Here is an 18,195-nt window from a genome sequence, read left to right on the forward strand (position 1 = left end):
GATCCCCGCTCGCCCACTGGTCAGACGCCGTTGAGTGCCTCGGCCACGGCGTTGACGCTCCTGTAGTTCGCAAGCCGCTTTTGTGGATGGTTGCTTGACCTTGATGTGCTGGTAGATCTCCCGGCCAGGTATCGCTTGAGACAGCGGATGATCTCCTGTTTCCTCTTGCCCTCGGCGGTGCGCCGGGCGACGTAGTCGATCGTGGGCTGGTGGAAGCGCATGCAGACGTTCACGACGCGGTAGAGCGCGGAGTTCAGCTGTCGGTGGCCGCCGCGGTTGAGCCGGTGCCGGCTCGTCTTGCCGGACGAGGCCGGGACGGGGCAGACGCCCGCGAGGTTGGCGAACGCGGCCTGGGAGCCGATGCGCTCGGGGATTTCACCGACGGTGACCAGTACTTCAGCGGCGGTGTCCACGCCGATGCCGAAGGCCTCGATCAAGTCGGGTGCGTGGGCCTTGGTGAGCTCGCCCAGCAGCGTGTCCTGCTCCTTGACCTCGTCGTGAAGGTCTTTCCAGCGGCGGACCATGGCACGTATGGAGTGCTTCGCGGTCGCTGTGATGAATCGGTCCCGAGCCCTTGCTGATTCCCCGCCGCCACAAGGCCATCTCCAGGGCGTCCAGCGGGAGATCGGTGCGCGGCGCGTGGTGCCGCCGACGGAGGTGAAGCGTCCGCAGGGCGGGGGCCGGCGTCGGACGGGTGACCATGAGGCGCTGGCCGCAATCGTGTTCGTGGCGACGTCGGGCTGCACGTGGAGGCAGTTGCCTCCGGTGTCCGGTCCATGCCGGCAGACGGTGTACCGGCGTTCCCCCAGTGGAGCCGGGACCGGGCCTGGTCCCGGCTCCAGCGAACGACTCGGGCGCCGAAGGTGGGTCACTGAACGGACCACGTCGTGGCTGACTGGCTCGCAGACTCAACCACCGCTACGAACGCCAACCGCTCTCGGCCTCGCCGCGGCACTGTGCTGCTACAAGCGGCTTCTCCGGCTCACCACATAGGAAACCGTCTTAGCCGCCGGCCGGCCGAGTTCGGCCCCGGCACCGTCCCCGGGGAGATGCTGGGACGTGTGTCTTGCTTCTCTCGGGTTCATGGGATGCCTTGATCTTGACGCGTCGGCGATCCCTCGTGGCTTGCGGCCCACCCGAGGTTCACCGTCCATCACACACCCAAGCACGCCTCATGGTTGAACCAGGTCGAGATCTTTTTCTCCATCCTGGCCCGCCGACTGCTGCGACGAGGCGAGTTCACCTCACGCCAGGACCTCATCAACCAGGTAAGCGAGTTCACCCTCGATTACGACAACGAAGCCCGCCCCTTCCGATGGACCTACGACGGCACCCCACTCAAGGCCACCTGCCCCTCGCAGGATCAGCGTGACGCTGCCCTGGGCCCCGCCGTGGCGACTGCTGCCTGATCCCTGAATGGCGCGCGCCCTCATCGAGCGACAACAGGCCCACGACCGCCGTTTCGGCTGGGCATGGCCCCACGGCCTGGGGACTCAGGGTGGATCAACGCTTCAGAACGTGCCGCCGATGTGGATGAGTCCCTCGCCCGGGGCATGCGGATCCGGGCCGTCGATGGTGTACCGCTCAAGCTCGTCGTCCGCGAAGGCGAGACGACGATGCTTCCGCTGCGGGGCTCCGGCGGCGAGGTCGACCCCAGCCTCGTCCTGCGAGGGGCTCGCCGACGCCGCCCAGGCGCTCTTCGACGCCGTGTGGGAACGGGCCCCGCCCCTACGGCGAACCGCACCGCAGGATCGATGTCCTGGGCACCCGCATACTGCCTCTTCTCGTCGCCGGTCTCACCGACCACGCGATGGCCGCGCAGGTGCAAATGCCGGCGCGCACCGTGCAGCGGCGCGTCCAGGGGTTGATGGTCCAGGCCGGGGCGACCGCCCGCATCCAAATCGGCTGGGCGTAGGGCGATTCCGTGCTCCGCGACTTATTGACGGGTCTCCGTCAAGGCGGATATCCGTCAGGGCAGAACGGTCGACACACGAGTTGCCGCCGCGAAAACTCTTCGCAGCACCCGGAACCACCCATTCGCCGGGTGCGTGGAGGAGAGTCATCCATGACCAGATCATCCGCGAGACGGAGGTCCCGGCTGCTGGCAGCGGGGCTGTCGCTCGTACTGCTGCCGGCAGGGCAGGCCCTTGCAGCCGGGGCATCGGGGACGGCAGGGGCGGGCACCGACCGTGTCACATCACCCGTGCACGCACCCAACACCGCGCGAACCGTCACCCTGGTCACTGGTGACAAGGTGACCGTGACCGACCTCGGCGCGGGCCGGAAGTCGGTCGCAGTGGAGCGTCCCGAGGGCGCGACCGGAGCGGTTCGCAGCGACATGTCCGACGGCCGGATCACCGTCGTACCCGACGAGGCCCGGCCCTACCTCCAGGCGGGTGTCCTCGACGCCGAACTCTTCGATGTCACCGCTCTGATCGAGCAGGGGCTCGGTGACCCGTCGTCCGACGGCCTCCCGCTCATCGTGACGTACACGAAGAACGCACGGAGCGCGACGCCCCACGGAGCCCGTCAGGTCCGCGGGCTGCCGAGCATAGGCGGCGCGGCCCTGAAGTCGTCGAAGTCCGGGGAGTTCTGGCGCACGGTCGCGTCGGACGTCACCTCCGGGGCACGCGGCGCGACTTCAGGCAGGGCGCGTCTGTCGGGAGGCGTCGCGAAGATCTGGCTGGACGCACGCGTCGACGCCGCGATGGAGGCCAGCAACGCCCAGATCGGCACCCCCGCGGCCTGGGAGGCGGGGCTGACCGGCAAGGGTGTCAAGGTCGCCGTCCTCGACACGGGCGTGGACCTGACCCATCCCGATCTCAAGGACCGGGTGAGCGAGACCAAGAGTTTCATCGACGGCGAGGAGGTTGCCGACCGGCACGGCCACGGCACGCATGTCTCGTCCACCGTCGGTGGCAGCGGCGCGGCGTCCGACGGCAAGGAGAAGGGCGTCGCGCCCGGCGCCACGCTCGCCGTCGGCAAGGTTCTCAACAACCAGGGTTCCGGATTCGATTCGCAGATCATCGCCGGGATGGAATGGGCGGCCAAGGACGTCCACGCCAAGGTCATCTCCATGAGCCTCGGATCGCGGCAGGGCAGTGACGGCACCGACCCGATGGCCCAGGCGGTGAACACCCTCTCCAAGGACACGGGCGCCCTGTTCGTGATCGCGGCCGGCAACGCAGGCTCCCCCGGCAGCATCGGCTCCCCCGGCGCGGCCGACTCCGCGTTGACTATCGGCGCGGTCGACTCCGCCGACAGGCTTGCGCCGTTCTCCAGCCAGGGTCCGCGCCTCGGCGACAACGCGCTGAAGCCCGACCTGTCCGCGCCGGGCGTGGACATCCTCGCGGCGCGCTCGCAGCTCGTGAACGGCAGCGGCCCGTACACATCGATGAGCGGCACGTCCATGGCCACCCCGCACGTCGCGGGCGTGGCGGCGCTGCTCGCCGAGAAGCACCCCGACTGGAGCGGACAGCAGCTCAAGGACGGGCTGATGAGCACGTCCAAGCAGATCAGCGGCACTCCGTACGAGGTGGGTGCGGGCCGGGTGGACGTCCCGTCCGCGATCGCCGCGCAGATCACCGCGACCGGCAGCGCCGACCTCGGCTTCACCAGCTGGCCGTACGAGGGGAACAAGCCGGTCACGAGGACGCTGACCTACAGCAACGCCTCCGACCAGCCGGTCACCCTGGCGCTGGCCGTCGAGGGCGCTCCGAGCAACGTGGTCACCCTCGCCGACTCCACCCTCACCGTGCCGGCGCACGGCACCGCGCAGACCACGGTCACCGGTGACGGCACCGCCGCACCCGTCGGCGCCACCTCCGGCCGGATCGTCGCCAGGAACGGCGACACGGTCGTCGCGCACACGGCCTTCGGCCTGACCAAGGAGGAGGAGCGCTACACCCTCACCGTCCACGTCAAGGACCGGGACGGCGCGGCGTCCGCCGCGAACCTGACCGTGAAGCAGCTGACCAAGGACACAGACCCCTTCCCCGTCTCGGTCGGCGAATCCGGCACGCTCAAGCTGCGTATGCAGCCCGGCATGTACACCTTGTCCAGCTTCCTCGACGTGCGCGGCAGCAAGGGCAAGGACTCGCTCGGCCTCGGGCTTCTCACCGAGCCCGAGGTCAGCATGGACCGTGACCGCGAAGTCACCCTCGACGGGACGAAGTTGCGGGAGATCCGGGCCGATGTGGACCGGCGGACCGAGACCCGTCAGCTGATGATGAGGGTGAACCGGGCCGCGAACGGCGATTCCTTCACTCAGTCCGTGCAGGTCCCGCCGATGTACGACAGCATCTTCGCCGCACCGACCCGCAAGCCCGCCACCGGCACGTTCGAGTACCGGACCATCTGGCGGCTCGGCAAGCCTCAGCTCGATGTGGAAGCAGGCGGCAAGCGGCTCGGCGAGACGACCGTGCAGTTCGGATCGGACGTGTTCACCGGGCAGAAGCGGATGGCCCTGGTCGACGCGGGCGCCGGATCCACCGCCGACTACACCGGCAAGGACGTGGCAGGCAAAGCGGTCGTCGTGCGCCGCACCGACGTGATCACGACCACCGAGCTGGCCCAGAACGCCCGTGACGCCGGCGCCAAGGCTCTGTTCGTCACCGACGAGGCTCCCGGACGGCTGATGGCCAACTTCAGCGGGGCCGACGGGGAGACTCGTCCCCTGTACAGCGCGACGGTGAACGCGCAGGACGGGGCGCGCCTGATCGAGGCCGCTCGGCTCAGCCGGGGCGTGGAACTGACCGGCACCGAGTTCACGCCTTATGTCTACGACCTCAGCAAGGGGTATTCGGGGGCGATCCCCGCTGATCTGACGTACCGGCCGGGCAAGAGGGAACTGGCCGTGGTCAACAACAAGTTCCACGCGCCGAAGCCCGCCGACGGCGGCGAGTTCCGCTACTCGATCACCGGCAGCTTCCCCTACGGCATCGGATTCCAGGAGAAGATCAAGTTCCCCGCGGAGCGCACCGACTACATCAGCGCCGGCCCCGACCAGGGCTGGCACGAGTCCATGTCCAGCGGCCCGGGCGCCCTGGAGGAGCGCAGCGGCGTCGTGCACTACCGCGGTGGCACGCGCTCCGGGACCGACTGGTTCAAGCCGGTCCTGCACCCGTGGCTGGGTACCGGTCTCGGCTGGGGCCAGCGTCGCGCGGGCAACGACCTGGAGTTCAACACACCGGGCTGGGGCGACTCGGGACCGGACCACACCGGCTTCGGCGAAGTGTTCAACCAGAAGTCGCTGACCCAGTTCACCGAGGTGTACGTGGACGGGGTGCAGGTCGACCGGAAGCAAAGCTCGGGGGTGCACGCCTGGAGCGTCAAGCCGACCGAGCAGGACTTCAAGGTGGTCACCGACACCACGATGGACCCGGAGGTCTGGCGGCTGTCCACGAAGGGCCACTCCGAGTGGACCGTCAAGTCGTCCGCCACGCCGGCCGACCGGTGGACGTATCTGCCGGTGCTCAACCTCGGGTTCGACGTCGACACCGACCTGCAGGGTGATGTGCGGGCCGGAAAGCGGCTGGATCTCGGGATCTCCTCCGAGTACATAAAGGGCGCGACGGACACCGGGAAGATCACCGGCTCCACGCTGGAGGTCTCCTTCGACGACGGCGCGACGTGGACGTCCGTCGAACTCGACGGTGTACGCGGCAAGTCCGCCGCCTGGGCCGGCTCGGTTCGGGTGCCGAACGACGCGCGGTACATCTCCGTGCGGGCCTCAGCCGCCGACAACAAGGGCGGCTCGGTCAAGCAGGAGATCATCCGCGCGGTCGGCGTGCGGAAGTAACCGACCGGGTGGGAGCCGCGCAGTCGGCGGCGTGGCTCCCACCTGCCGCGTGCGCGGTGCAAGGGCCGTAACCTGCACGTAGTGCTGCTCATCGCGCAGAGGACATCGTCCGGCGGGGCGCAGCTCGCTCGCGGCTGGGCCTGCCTAACGTACGGGGAGTACACCACCTGCCCGGGAGGCCCCGTGACCCGTACTCACCCGAAGAGATTCGCGCATCCTTTCGAAGTCGTCGAACCACCGCGCCACGCCGAAGTCGTGATCGGCGTGGTGTCAGTGACGGCCCTGGTGATGGCCCTTGGTGCCCTGTCCGGGTCCCCGGTGTGGCTTCTGGGACTCCTTGTGTTCCTGCCGGGGACGGCGTCGGCGCTGTGCACCGTACGCCAGACGAAGTTTGTGTCTGCATGGACCACGCTTGTGGTGGTCGTCACCGTGGTGGTCCGGCACGGTGACGGACGGTCGTGGCTCGACAGGATCCTGATGATGCTGCTCACCCTCGCCCTGGGCGCGGTCTCCGTCTACGCCTGCCACCGTCGTATCCGCCGCGAGCATGAGACGCTGCGGCTTCGCTCCACCGCTGCGGCGATGCAGCGCCACATCCTGCGCCCTCTGCCTCTGCTCACAGACGACGTCCTGGTCGACGGCGTGTACGAGCCCGTGCAGGAGGACCGGCTCGTCGGCGGCGACATCTACGACGTCGTCGTCTCCCCATGGGGGACCCGGGTTCTGATCGGCGACGTCCAGGGCAAGGGCCTGCCCGCGGTCGGCGCCGCGTTCGCCGTCATCGGTGCCTTCCGTGAGGCGGCCCACCGGGAGCCCACCCTGACCGCGCTCGTCGATGCCCTCGATGCCTCTGTCGTACGGCACAACTCCTATGCTGCACAGACCGGCGACGACGAAAGGTTCGTCACAGCGCTCATCGTCAACGTCGACGCGCACGACGAGGTACAAGTCATCAACTGCGGGCACATTCCGCCACAGCTGCTGCACGACACCACCGTCACCACGCTGGCCATCGGCTCCGGCGTCCCCCTCGGTCTCGCCGAACTCGCAGCCGAACCCGCGACCGTCGACTGGTTCGCCTTCCCACCCGGTGCGACGCTGCTGCTGACCACCGATGGGCTCACCGAGACCCGCGCCGCCGACGGTACGTTCTACCCCGTCACCGAACGCCTCACCGAGCGCGCGTCGCTCCCTCCCACCGAGCTGCCGCACGCCCTCTACTACGACGCGCGTGCGTTCGCCGGAGAGGGCGGCCAGCACGACGACGTCGCGGTGCTGTCCGTCCGACGGTCACCGCACCGCTGAGCGCAACGCGGCGCGCGTGCACGCAAACGCGCGACACCTCGGACGGCATGAAGAACACGGAATGCATCGGCGCGTACACGCCGCGCGCCGCCGCCTCGGCCTCATCCCACGGCCGCCACGGCGGCCGTGGGATGAGAATGCGTGTGGCCGTGGAGTGTGCAGGGCTCCGCGACACCTCAGGTAACGGCACCCGTCGGTGCTTGTCGGCGTACCGGAACGTCAAAGGGGAGTACGGGTCGCCTGCGGCCGGGACCTGGGCGCCCGGTCGACCGGCAGGTCACCCGCGTACTGGACACCGTGGGCCGCCCTGCTTTCGCAGGGTCTCGGCTGCGTCGTCGAGGATGGCGAGCCGGACTTCACCGGCGCCGAGGAGGCGTTCCGTACCTGGCGCGCCTGGGACTACGCGCAATGGTTCGGTGAGGAGGACCGCGCCGCGCTCAACCCGGACACGGTGTGGAACATCGACGCCGGCCTCAGCCTCTCGGGAGCCGACCTCGCACGGGCGGAGCAGTAGCGCATCCGGCTGTGCTCGGAGGTCTCGCGTTTCTTCGAGGACGTCGGCATCCTCGCCCTGCCCGTCAGCCAGGTGCCGCCGTTCTCCGTGGACCTGCCGTGGCCCGACACGATCGAGGGCGTCCTGCAGACCAGCTACCTGAACTGAATGCGCTCGGCGTACGTCATCAGCCAGCCGGGCTGCCCGCGATGTCGGTGCCGTGCGGGTTCACCGACGACGGGCTCCCCGTCGGGATCCAGCTCGTCGGCCGTCCCGCGGGCGACCTGGAGCTGCTCCGGATCGCGTACGCCTTCCAGAACGCCGTGCCGACCCACCTCTCCTCCGCCGGGGCGTAGGCGAACGCGGCCACACCCTGACAGCCCGCCCGAACTTGCCGGAGCGGTGGCTCCGACGACGGTACCTGCCAGTCCATCAGATCGGACGAGCCCGGCGGTTGGGCCGGAACCCGTAGGAGACCGGCAGAAAGTCGGCCTCGAAGACAGGTTCCAGGACCGCCTTGAGTGCGGCTTGCACGACCCGGTCCTTAACGGTCGGGATGCCGAGATCGCGCATCTTCCCGTTGGACTTGGGGATCTGAACACGCCGCACCGGCGCGGGACGATACGTCCGCGCCCTGAGCTCGTCCCTGATCTCCATCAGGAACGGCTGCACTCCCTGACTGGTCTCGATCGCGGCCACGGTGAGCCCGTCGATCCCGGCCGTCTTCGCCCCGGGTGTTACCCGCGACCCTGTACCAGGCGTCGATCAGGAACCCCGGCTCGCAGACCAGGTTGTACAGATCATCGAATCGGCGCGTGGCATCCGCCCGCGCCCACTGGTGCAACTTGAGCTGCATCTTCCGTACCGGGATGCCCGGCCGCCAGCCGGTGGCCGTCCCGGCCCCGGTGTTCACCGGGGCGTCTTCAGACATTGCAGTTCCCTCCTTGTCTGACACGCTGCCGCCCTTCCCCGTGTGACCGGCTTTCCCGGCCTCTGAGTACTACGGCGGCTCCGCCCTGTCCGCGCCCTTCGGCAGGCAACGCGCCTATCCCGCCCCTGGGCCGCCGGCGACGGCCCGGAGCGGGAGCGAAGCGCGGAACAGTTCCCACGTTCACCGCTGATCGATCGACAGGTGAGGTGCCCGGCTATGCCCCTGCGGCATCGCCACGACTACGCCGTAGACCTTCGCCGTGGCCTCCCGGACCCAGCAGGGGAAACCGGCCCGGGAGTTCACCGACAGTCACCGCCCTGGAGGGACGGAAGACTGCCGGATACGCGCCGCCAACCAGCCCGTATTCACCGGATTGAGTGAGCTGGCACGCTATCGAGAGGCGTAACAACACCGGTTCCTCGCGTACACCTTCCCGTCTCGCTCACCGGGCCCGGCCCATCCGGCGATGCTGAACCGGCCCGACTTCGTCACGACTGCTTGCCGCCCTTCCCGGCGTTCCTCCAGGTCAGGCTGTCGTCAGCTTCACCCGCCTGCTACGACAGGCGAGCGGCGGAGTCCTTTCACCTCCGCTCGTTCACACGGTGCTTCGTGGCGCACCCCCTCGCAGCGTGGAGTCCGCGATTGCAGGGGAAGTCGGGATTCCCGCACAGCCCTCGATACGAGGCGAGTCGGCTCCGCGATCAGTGCCCGGTTCTACTGTGCAGCCGTGACCGATCGAGCTGACGGCGCAGCACAGCGGGTTGGTGCCGCCGCGCGCGGCTCTGCGCGTTCCGCGACGCTTGTGATGGATCCGGTGACGCGGTCCGTCCCAGGAAGGAACATGAAGATCATTTACCGTCTTGTCGGCCGTGTCGGTGTCCGGAAGGGAGCCTGGTGGCGAACCTCTCGAACCAGGCCAGCATCTCGGGGTGGGTGACGGCGCCCTCAGCGGTCACATCAGCGGCACGGGCTCCCTGGATGATGCGCTTGACGGGGACCTCCAGCTTCTTCCCGGTCAAGGTGCGCGGCACGGCAGCTATCGGAACGATGACATCCGGAACGTGCCGAGGCGAGAGCGTGTGTTTGATCGACGTCGCGATGGCACTCCGAAGTGTGTCGTCGACGGATTCCCCTTCGGCGAGGACGACGAAGAGCGGCATGACGTACCGGCCGTCCGGCAGTTCGGCGCCGATGACCAGACTGTCTGCGATCTGGGGAAGCTGCTCGACAACGGCGTAGATGTCGGCGGAACCCATCCGCACGCCCATACGGTTGAGTGTTGAATCCGAACGTCCCGCCACCACGACCGACAGGTCCGGTTCGACCGTGACCCAATCGCCGTGCCGCCAGACTCCGGGATAGACATCGAAGTAACTCGCCAGATAGCGCTGATTCTCCGGGTCGTTGACGAAGTGCAGCGGCATCGAGGGAAGCGGTGCCGTCACCACCAGCTCCCCCTGCGCCCCGACAAGCGGCTGTCCGAAGGCGTCCCAGGCGGCGATGGCAACGCCGAGCGCGGGACACTGGATCCGGCCGACCCGCACCGGCAGGAGCGGGGAGCCCCCCGCGAGGACCGAGCAGACATCGGTCCCTCCATAGATCGACTGCAACCAGGCGTCGGGGGCGAGACGGTCGTAAACCCAGCGCCACGTGCTGCCGGGAAGCGATGAGCCGGTCTGCAGGATGGACCGCAGAGCGCTCAGATCGATCTCAGCTGCTGGGTACGCATCCGCTTTCTCTGCGGCGACCAGGTAGGCCGCTCCCACGCCGACCATCGTCGCGCGCGTCTGTTCGGCGACCTTCCAGACGCCGTTGACGTCGGAGTACGTGGGGCTGCCGTCGTACAGGACGATCGTGGCGCCGTGCAGCAGGCCGCCGACCATGAAGTTCCACACCATCCAGCTGGTGGACGTATGGAAGAAGTAGCGGTCATCGCTCCGCAGGTCGACGCCGAGACCGAGGGCCTTGAGCAGCTCGACGACGATGCCGCCGTGACCCTGCACGATGCCCTTCGGTACGCCTGTGGTGCCCGATGACCACAAGATCCACAGGGGGTGGTCGAAGGCGACGTCGGCGAAGGTGAGTTCGGCCTGGTTGTCGAGGAGCGTGGACCATGTGTGTTGCTCCAGCTGAGGCTGCTGCGACCACGGTGAGGTGGTTGAGGAGGTGGAGAGGTGGCCGACTGTGATCAGATGCCGGACCGTGGGCAGCCCGTCCGCGATCTCAGCGACCGCCGCACGTCGGTCGATTTTCTTCCCCCCGTAGGAGTAGCCGTCTGCGGCCACCAGAACCGTCGGCTGCGCCTGCTGCAGCCGCGCGAGCACGCTGGACGTACCGAAGTCCGGCGAGCACACGGTCCACACCGCGCCGACAGCAGCACTGGCCAGCAACGCCACCACGGCATGCGACGTGTTCGGGAGGTAACCGGCAACGCGGTCACCGGGCCTCACGCCCATCTCGCGAAGGGATGCGGCGAGAGCGGCGACGTCGCGTCCGAGCTGCCGCCACGACGTCTCGACCGGAACGCCGCCTTCGGAGACACTGATCAAGGCCGGGCGCTCGTCGGTGGTACGGGCGAAGCATCGCTCGGCGAAGTTCATCCGTGCTCCCCCGAACCAGGAGGCTCCGGGCATGGACGCGTCGGCCAGCACCGCGTCGTAGCCGCTGACGGCGTCGAGGCTGTAGAACTCCCATACTGCCGACCAGAAGGCGGGCACGTCGGTGGTGCTCCACCGCCACAGCTCCGTGTAGTCGGAGAAGGACAGTCGCCGCGTTTCGCTCAGCCAGCGCATGAAGCCGGCGATGTTGGAGCTTTCGGCCGTCGAGCGGCTGGGGGACCACAGCAGGTTGGCATCGGTGTTCATCAGCGCCTCCAGGGGCGGGGTCGTGCGGGTGGGGACCGGTGCGTAGAGGCCGGCCGGGGGAAGCGCCTACGGGACCGCATCGACATGTCTGCAACGAGGGGTGCTCGGCGGCACGCGGCTCCCTCCTGCCCGGCGCGGGCAGGAGGGAGCCGCGAGGCAAGGCCGTCGTCGGTCAGGCGGACATGTCGGACGAGGCTTGGCCCAACTCGCGGACGAACTCCTCCGCCCGGGGCCATACGCCGTAGCCGGAGGCAGGGTTGAGGTGTCCGACCGGGCCGAGGTCCACGAGGCGGCTCCCCCATGCCCTGGCGAGATCAGCGACGCGATCGGCAGCGGCCAGGGGGTCGTTCGTGCTCGCCGCAACGATGCTGGGGAAGGGCAGGGGTGTCCGCGGCGTCGGCGTCCAGCCGTTTTCGCGCAGGTCTTCCAGGGTTGGGTAGCGCTCCGGCAGCGGCGTGTCGAAGTCCGGCGGCGCCGCCAGCAGTGCGCCCTTGACGGGACGCCGGTGTCGTTGCGCCCAGTGCACGGTGGTCATCACGCCGGCACTGTGGGCAACCAGTACGACGGGCCCGGAGATGTCCGACAGCGCCTCGTCGAGTGCGGCGACCTGGGCATCGCGGCTCAGCCTGTCCTTCTCCAGCGGGGGAACGGTTCGGGCGTCGGCGATCTTGTTGGCGAGGACGGTCTGCCAGTGGTCCGGCACATGATCGCGCAGTCCGGGGACGATGACGACCGTCGGCTGTGCGCTGAGACTCATGACTGCAACTCCGGGGTCTTGAGCGCCAGGTCGGGGAGCAGCCCCAGGCGGCGCAGGTCATTTTCGTAGGAGAACTTGCCGATGGTGAAGGCCACGCCGCCCGCGAGCGCGACGAGCGGGATCAACTGCAGTGCGCCGAGCAGGCCCAGGTGGTCCGCGAGCATGCCCGTCACCGCGGGCCCGGGGGCCAGCCCGAGCAGGCTGTTGGCCAGAGTGAGGGTGGCGAAAGCCGTCGCCGCAATGGCGGCGGGGGTCAGATTGGCCACCATGGCGGCCGCCGGACCGGCGGTGCCGCCGGCCACCAGGGTCCCGGCCGCGATCAGCACAAGCTGCAGCGGGCCGACCGGCAAGTGGAATCCCGCCATCAGCAGCACGAACGACCCGAGAGCGCAGACGATCGCAACAATCCACTTCCGGGCCGCGGCCTTCCGGCTGAGGCGGTCCGCGACGATCCCGCAGAGGATCATGCCAATGCCACTGATCAGCGCGAAGACCCCGGCGGCCAGGCCGGCCTTCGCAGGAGGCATGTCGTAGTACCGGTTGAGGAAACTGGGTATCCACGCGAGCAGGGCCATCGCGATGAACATCTGCAGCCCGCTGCCGATGTAGGCGCAGACCACGGAGACCGAGGAGAACAGGCGCGGCAACTGGGTCCGGATGGGGATGCGTTCGCCGGACACAGCGCTGTTGCGCAGGGACGCCGGGCCGAGCCTCTTCTCGGTGACCACAATGCCGTAGACCGCGGCCAGGACCAGTCCGAGGATTCCCATCGCGCCGAACGCCCAGCGCCAGCCATGCTCCTGGGCGATCACACCGCCGACCGACACGCCCAGCACGGATCCGAACGACCCCCCCGCCATGAAGGCCCCGGAGAGCGTGGCCCGCAAACCGATGGGGAACACGCTCAGGACCACCGCGATGCCGACGCTCCCGTAGGCCGCCTCTCCGACGCCCACCATGAACCGGCCCAGGAACATCTGGCCGTAGCTCGCGGAAACGGCGCAGCCCAGGGTCGCCAGGCTCCACGCCGTCGCGGCGATGACCAAGATCTTGACCCGGCCCCAGCGGTCCGCCAGAAGCGACAGGGGGAAGGTGAGCACACCGACCATCAGGGCCACGATGCCGCTGAGAGAGCCCAACTCGGCATCGGAGAGCAGCCATTCCGCTTTCAACAGGGGAAAAACCGCGTTGAGGACCTGTCGCGACATGTAGTCGGACAGCAGAAGCCCGAAACCGAGGGCGAACACCAGCCAGGCATAGCTACGGGATACAGCCGGTGCGGCGGGAGACGTCCCCGGCACCGTTGTGCCGGCAGTGCGCAGTCCCATTGGCATCACCTTTTCGTCTCTGGTCGGGGCTCAGAAAGGTTGGTCGCCGGCAACCCCCGCGCGCTCCATCTTGCGGACGGCGGGCCAGTAGTCCTGGACGGCGTAATGCTGGGTGGAGCGGTTGTCCCAGATGGCGACGCTGTTCTTCTGCCAGCGCCAGCGCACCTGGTACTCGGGGACGGCCGCCTGGCTGATCAGGTAGTTCAGGAGACTGCCCGCTCCGGGCGCGTAGTCCTGGCCGAAGCGCACGTTCTCGGGCGTGTGGTAATTGACGAAGTGCGTGGTGAAGGCGTTGACGAACAGAATCTGCTCGCCGGTCTCCGGGTGGGCACGCACCACCGGGTGCTCCGGGTCCGGGAAGCGGGCCTTCAATTCGTGACGTTGCTCCGTCGGCATCACGGCACCGAAGGTCGCCTCGATGCTGTGCCGTGCGCGCAGGCCCGCGATCTGCTTCTTGATGTGCTCCGGCAGCCTGCGATAGGCCTCAGCCATGTTGACCCAGATCGTGTCACCACCCACCTCTGGTGTTTCCACGCAGCGCAGCACTGCGCCCATGGGCGGGCACGCGCGCCAGGTTGCGTCACAGTGCAGCGCGTTCTCGTAGTGTTCGGGTTTGCTGTCCAGATCCTTGTAGATGCGGACCAGCCCCGGGTGGTCGGGGTCGCTGCCGACCACCGGATGGTCCTCCAGCGGGCCGAAGCGCCCGGCGAAGGCGATGTGTTCGGTGCGGGTGATGTCCTGGTCACGCAGGAACAGGACCTTGTACTGCAGCAGCAGCGCCTTGATCTCGGAGAACAGGTCGCCGTCGCGCACGGCGTCGCCGAGGTTCAAACCGGACAGTTCGGCGCCGATGGTGCAGGTCAGCGGCTCAACCTTGATCAACGTACGGAGGACGCCCGGACGCACCAGGGCGGGCGTGGCTTCCTTCGGGTGGACAGTCTGGGGCATGTGCTCACTCCTGGGGTGACGTGCGGGGCACGGCGAGCTCAGAGGACGAAGACGGAAGATCCCGTGGTCCGTCCCGCTTCCAGGTCACGATGGGCCTGTACCGCGTCCTGAAGGGCGTAGCGCTGGTTCGTCTCGATCTTGATGCGACCGGCCGCGACGTGCCCGAACAACTCCCCGGCCAGGGCGTCCCGCTCCGCCGGCTCGGCGATGTAGTCGGCCAGCGCGGGGCGGGTCACGAACAGCGAGCCGTGGATGGCCAGTTGCATGGCGTCGAGCGGCGGGACTCCGGAGGCCGTGCCGAAACACACCAGCAGGCCGCGGCGTTGCAGCGAGGCCATGGATCCGGCGACGGTGTCCTTGCCGATACTGTCGAAGACGACCGGGACGCCCTTGCCGTCGGTCAGTTCCCGCACCCGCTCGGCCACATTCTCGCGCCGGTAGTAGATGATGTGCTCGCAGCCGTGGGCGCGGGCGACCTCGGCCTTCTCCTCGCTGGAGACCGTGCCGATCACCGTGATGCCGAGCAGCTTCGCCCACTGGGAGACGATCAGACCGACGCCGCCGGCCGCCGCGTGGAGCAGCACGGTATCGCCGGAATTCAGCGGGTGGATCCGGCGCAGCAGGTACGCCGAGGTGAGTCCGCGCATGGTCATCGCCGCGGCGGTCTCGCAGTCGATCTCGTCCGGCAGCCTGATGAGTGAATCCGCGGGCATGACCCGCTCAGTGCTGTAGGCACCCAGCGGACTGCCGGTGTAGGTCACGCGGTCGCCCTCGGCGACATGCGACACACCCTCGCCCACGGCCTCGATCACACCCGAGGCCTCCACGCCGAGCCCCGCAGGCAGCGGAGCCGGGTACAGGCCCGTGCGGAAATAGGTGTCGGCGAAGTTGAGTCCGACGGCGACATGCCGGATCCGTACCTCGCCCGGACCCGGGTCGCCGACGACGACCTGTTCCCACCGCATGACCTCAGGGTCACCGGTTTCGTGGAATCGAATGGCGTGTGCCAAGGCGTGCTCCATTTGCTCGTGTGTGGGGCGGCGGCGGGGCAGGAACCCGGGCCGCCGCCAGTGGGGTCGATTCAGCTCTTGAGGTCGCGCAGCATGGAACCGCGCCGGCCGGGGCGGCGGTTGGGCACCATGCCGAGCTGGGCCAGGGTCTCGTCGGTGTCCGAATACCATTCGCCGATCTTGTAGATTTTCTTCGCCTCCTGCCCGGTGGCGATTTCACGCCCGAGCGCATCGGCGATCTTGACCATCTGCTCGACCTGCTCCACGGAGGACATCCGCTCGCCCTTGTGCCGCCACAGGTTGTCCTCGTTGCCCACCCGCACGTGCGTGCCGAGGGCGATGCCGATCGCGTTCATCGGCGCCACCGCGCGCATGGATGCCTCGATGGTGAGCACGGCGCCGTCCGGGACACGGCGGATGAACTCGATCAGGTCGGCCGGGTGCCGGCCGGCGAACCCGCCGCCGATGGCAACGTAGTTGAGTACCAGCGGCCCGCTGTGGATGCCCTTTCGGATCAGCCGCTCCACGGTCTCCAGCTGCGCCATGTTGGCGAGTTGGAAGTGCGGCTGGATGCCGTTGGCACGGAGCCGCTTGAGGTGCTCGAGGTAGAAGTCCGGCCCTGCCTCGACCACCATGTCCCGATAGGCCTTGTAGTAGCCGGGCTTGGCGATCGAGGTGCCCTCGATGTCCTCGTCGTCGAAGAGCTCGACGATGTTCATCTGGTTGGTATTGATCGCGATCGTCACCTGGTCAGGCCTGGGAGTGATCTCGGCCAGCATGTGGCGAGTGTCGTAGCTGAGCCACTTGGCGTCGCCGCCCTCGTCCTCGGGGGCGAAGGAGATCGACCCGCCGATCTGCAGGACCATGTCCGGCACAGCCTCGCGCAGGCGGGCCATCAGCTCGTTGAACATGGAGATGCGCTTGGATCCGTGGCCGTCCAGCTCGCGCACATGGATGTGCAGCACCGTGGCACCGGCGTTGTAGCAGTCGACGGCCGCCTGCACGTGCTCGTCCATGGTGAGCGGTAGGTCGTCGGCGTCACCGGGCAACCACTCCGGCCCGTAGGGCGCGGCCTGGATGACCAGCCTCTCCTGGTTCTCCGGATACAGGGAGTCGTCGAAGAAGTGCATGGTCCATCTCCTTTGTCGGATGGGTCTTCACTCGCCGCACGCATCACTGCCTTCGATGCGAGGCCCGGAGGGCTTGCGAGGAGCGGACGCGGGAATTCAGGGGGTTCCCGGGCTCGCCGGGGGCTCGGATACGATCAGCGGGCCCGGGAGGGAACATTCGGCTGCGGGCAGGATTTCTGCCCGTCCTCGTGGGATCGGCCATGTCCCTTGCGGTGAGGCAACGTTAAGGGCGGGCCAGGGCGCGCGCTTGACCGAAGGTGACAGAAGACTTACCGCTTGGGGACATGCCTTGCCCTCGCGGCCGTCGTCCCCGGACCCGGGCGGGGTCATGCCGGGATATGGCGTGACCGGCCGTTCCACGTCCCCGCAGAAACCTTGGTGGTCACTCCTCGCCGGAAAGCTGCTGCCTGGTACCGCGGACCCGCCACTCCCTCGGGCTGCAGCCGAACCGCTCGCGGAACCAGCGCGAGAAAGCACTCGGTGCCGAGAATCCCAGAAGCCCGGAGATCTCCGTGAACGAGCGGCGCGGGTTCGCCACGAGCTGCTCCGCGAGCTGGGTACGTGTGGCGTTGAGAACGGCGGAGAACGTCTCGCCAGAGACCGCGAGGTGCCGGTGGATCGTCCTCCGGTCGATGCCGAGGCTGTCTGCGACCTGCTCGATCGAACAGCGCCCGGTGGGCAGCAGGACTTCGATCAGCTCACGCACGCGGTCCAGCACGGTGGTGTCCTTCGAGACCGCGATGGACTCGAGATACTGCCGGGCGTAGGTCCGCAGCAGCGGGTCCGACATGGGGTTGGGAGCCTTGAGATCGCTGGCGTAGAAGACGATCCCGTTGAACTCCCGGTCGAATTCCACTACGGGACCGAAGAGGCGCCGGTGGGTACCGGGATCCGCCGGCGCGTCGTGGGTGAAGCACACGGACAGCGGCTGCCACCGGGCACCGAGAAAACTGCGGAGGACCCCGTGGAAGGCACCCACAGCCAGCTCCGTGGCCTGGCGGGCGGCCATGGCCTCACCCAGCTCGAGGCTCACCTTGAGGGTGGCCAGGCCGTTCGCCCCGGAGAGCCGGCTGCGGAGCATCTCGTTGTACATGTGCTCATGGCGGACGAGAAGTTCGAGGGCGCTGCGGACATCGGGCTCGTCGCGCAGGACCAGACTGATGGGGCCGAGATTGGAGAAGCTGCGCCGCTCGGCAAGGAGCAGGCCGAAGTCCCCGCGCCGTGAGGCCACCGCCGAGAGTTCGAGCAGCTGGGTGACCGCCGTGCCGGGGATCCATCTGTCCTGGACCGCGAGGCCGACAGGGTCCAGGCCCACGTGCTTCATCAAGGCCCGCGGATCGATGCCCAGCGACTGGCTGACCTCGACATAGTTGTTCAGCGCTGCATTGCGGACAAGAGGCTTCATGGGCGCGCTCCAGGGGGCTTTGTCCCCAAGTGATAAGTGAGATGTCACGTCAAGTCAAGCCATGGGGCACGCCGTGACCTAGCGTTGCACCACCGCGGTGGGTTTCTCCGCCTGGATACGGCGTCCCGGCCGATCGGAATTCCAGCGGAGAACACCATCGCAAAAAGTTCAAATGCTGACCATCTCTGAAACGGCGGCACGGGATTTCCAGCAGATCAATGGAT

The 18,195-nt window shown here is 68.1% G+C and carries 14 protein-coding genes and 1 pseudogene; 6 read left to right on the forward strand and 9 right to left on the reverse strand.

What is annotated here, in order from left to right; translation table 11 throughout:
• Positions 1-20: 20 nt before the first annotated feature.
• A complete protein-coding gene (locus tag ACFVYE_RS33110) occupies positions 21-524 on the reverse strand; it encodes a transposase (RefSeq protein ID WP_389608024.1) in 504 nt (167 codons plus the stop codon).
• 100 nt (positions 525-624) lie between these two features.
• On the opposite strand from ACFVYE_RS33110, the gene ACFVYE_RS33115 reads away from it, so the two are divergent.
• From ACFVYE_RS33115 to ACFVYE_RS33140, 6 genes and pseudogenes are all read left to right on the forward strand, one after another.
• Positions 625-993, forward strand: a complete 369-nt coding sequence (locus tag ACFVYE_RS33115) for a transposase (RefSeq protein ID WP_383976686.1) — start codon at positions 625-627, stop codon at positions 991-993.
• A gap of 149 nt (positions 994-1,142) precedes the next feature.
• Positions 1,143-1,409 (forward strand): annotated as a pseudogene (locus tag ACFVYE_RS33120) (hypothetical protein); the annotation flags it as partial.
• A 656-nt stretch (positions 1,410-2,065) separates the two neighbouring features.
• The gene (locus ACFVYE_RS33125; protein WP_389608025.1) at positions 2,066-5,800 is read left to right on the forward strand and encodes a S8 family serine peptidase; all 3,735 of its coding nucleotides are present in this window, start codon (positions 2,066-2,068) and stop codon (positions 5,798-5,800) included.
• A 183-nt stretch (positions 5,801-5,983) separates the two neighbouring features.
• Positions 5,984-7,105: a PP2C family protein-serine/threonine phosphatase gene (locus tag ACFVYE_RS33130; protein WP_383976679.1), complete on the forward strand. Its 1,122-nt coding sequence runs from the start codon at positions 5,984-5,986 to the stop codon at positions 7,103-7,105.
• A 196-nt stretch (positions 7,106-7,301) separates the two neighbouring features.
• Positions 7,302-7,619: a hypothetical protein gene (locus ACFVYE_RS33135; RefSeq protein ID WP_383966946.1), complete on the forward strand. Its 318-nt coding sequence runs from the start codon at positions 7,302-7,304 to the stop codon at positions 7,617-7,619.
• A gap of 188 nt (positions 7,620-7,807) precedes the next feature.
• Complete coding sequence (locus ACFVYE_RS33140) at positions 7,808-7,954, forward strand: hypothetical protein (protein ID WP_383966943.1); 147 nt, start codon at positions 7,808-7,810, stop codon at positions 7,952-7,954.
• A 76-nt stretch (positions 7,955-8,030) separates the two neighbouring features.
• Here ACFVYE_RS33140 and ACFVYE_RS33145 read toward each other — a convergent pair whose 3' ends face one another.
• The 8 genes from ACFVYE_RS33145 to ACFVYE_RS33180 form a co-directional block, all read right to left on the reverse strand.
• The gene (locus ACFVYE_RS33145) at positions 8,031-8,297 is read right to left on the reverse strand and encodes a hypothetical protein (RefSeq protein ID WP_389608026.1); all 267 of its coding nucleotides are present in this window, start codon (positions 8,295-8,297) and stop codon (positions 8,031-8,033) included.
• 1,080 nt (positions 8,298-9,377) lie between these two features.
• Positions 9,378-11,393: an acetoacetate--CoA ligase gene (locus ACFVYE_RS33150; protein ID WP_389608027.1), complete on the reverse strand. Its 2,016-nt coding sequence runs from the start codon at positions 11,391-11,393 to the stop codon at positions 9,378-9,380.
• 172 nt (positions 11,394-11,565) lie between these two features.
• Entirely contained in the window at positions 11,566-12,150 is a 585-nt protein-coding gene (locus ACFVYE_RS33155; protein ID WP_383966934.1) for an RBBP9/YdeN family alpha/beta hydrolase, read from the reverse strand.
• Positions 12,147-13,478, reverse strand: a complete 1,332-nt coding sequence (locus ACFVYE_RS33160; protein WP_389608028.1) for an MFS transporter — start codon at positions 13,476-13,478, stop codon at positions 12,147-12,149. Before ACFVYE_RS33160 ends, ACFVYE_RS33155 begins: the two co-directional genes overlap by 4 nt.
• A 30-nt stretch (positions 13,479-13,508) precedes the next feature.
• On the reverse strand, positions 13,509-14,426 hold the full coding sequence (locus ACFVYE_RS33165; RefSeq protein ID WP_383966928.1) for a TauD/TfdA dioxygenase family protein: 918 nt from the start codon (positions 14,424-14,426) through the stop codon (positions 13,509-13,511).
• Between the two features lie 38 nt (positions 14,427-14,464).
• Positions 14,465-15,448: a quinone oxidoreductase family protein gene (locus ACFVYE_RS33170; RefSeq protein ID WP_383966925.1), complete on the reverse strand. Its 984-nt coding sequence runs from the start codon at positions 15,446-15,448 to the stop codon at positions 14,465-14,467.
• A 59-nt stretch (positions 15,449-15,507) separates the two neighbouring features.
• Positions 15,508-16,566: a 3-keto-5-aminohexanoate cleavage protein gene (locus ACFVYE_RS33175; RefSeq protein WP_383966922.1), complete on the reverse strand. Its 1,059-nt coding sequence runs from the start codon at positions 16,564-16,566 to the stop codon at positions 15,508-15,510.
• A gap of 382 nt (positions 16,567-16,948) precedes the next feature.
• Complete coding sequence (locus ACFVYE_RS33180) at positions 16,949-17,971, reverse strand: AraC family transcriptional regulator (RefSeq protein ID WP_383966918.1); 1,023 nt, start codon at positions 17,969-17,971, stop codon at positions 16,949-16,951.
• Positions 17,972-18,195: the final 224 nt, after the last annotated feature.

The organism is Streptomyces sp. NPDC058239 (assembly GCF_042882185.1).
Taxonomy (GTDB): domain Bacteria; phylum Actinomycetota; class Actinomycetes; order Streptomycetales; family Streptomycetaceae; genus Streptomyces.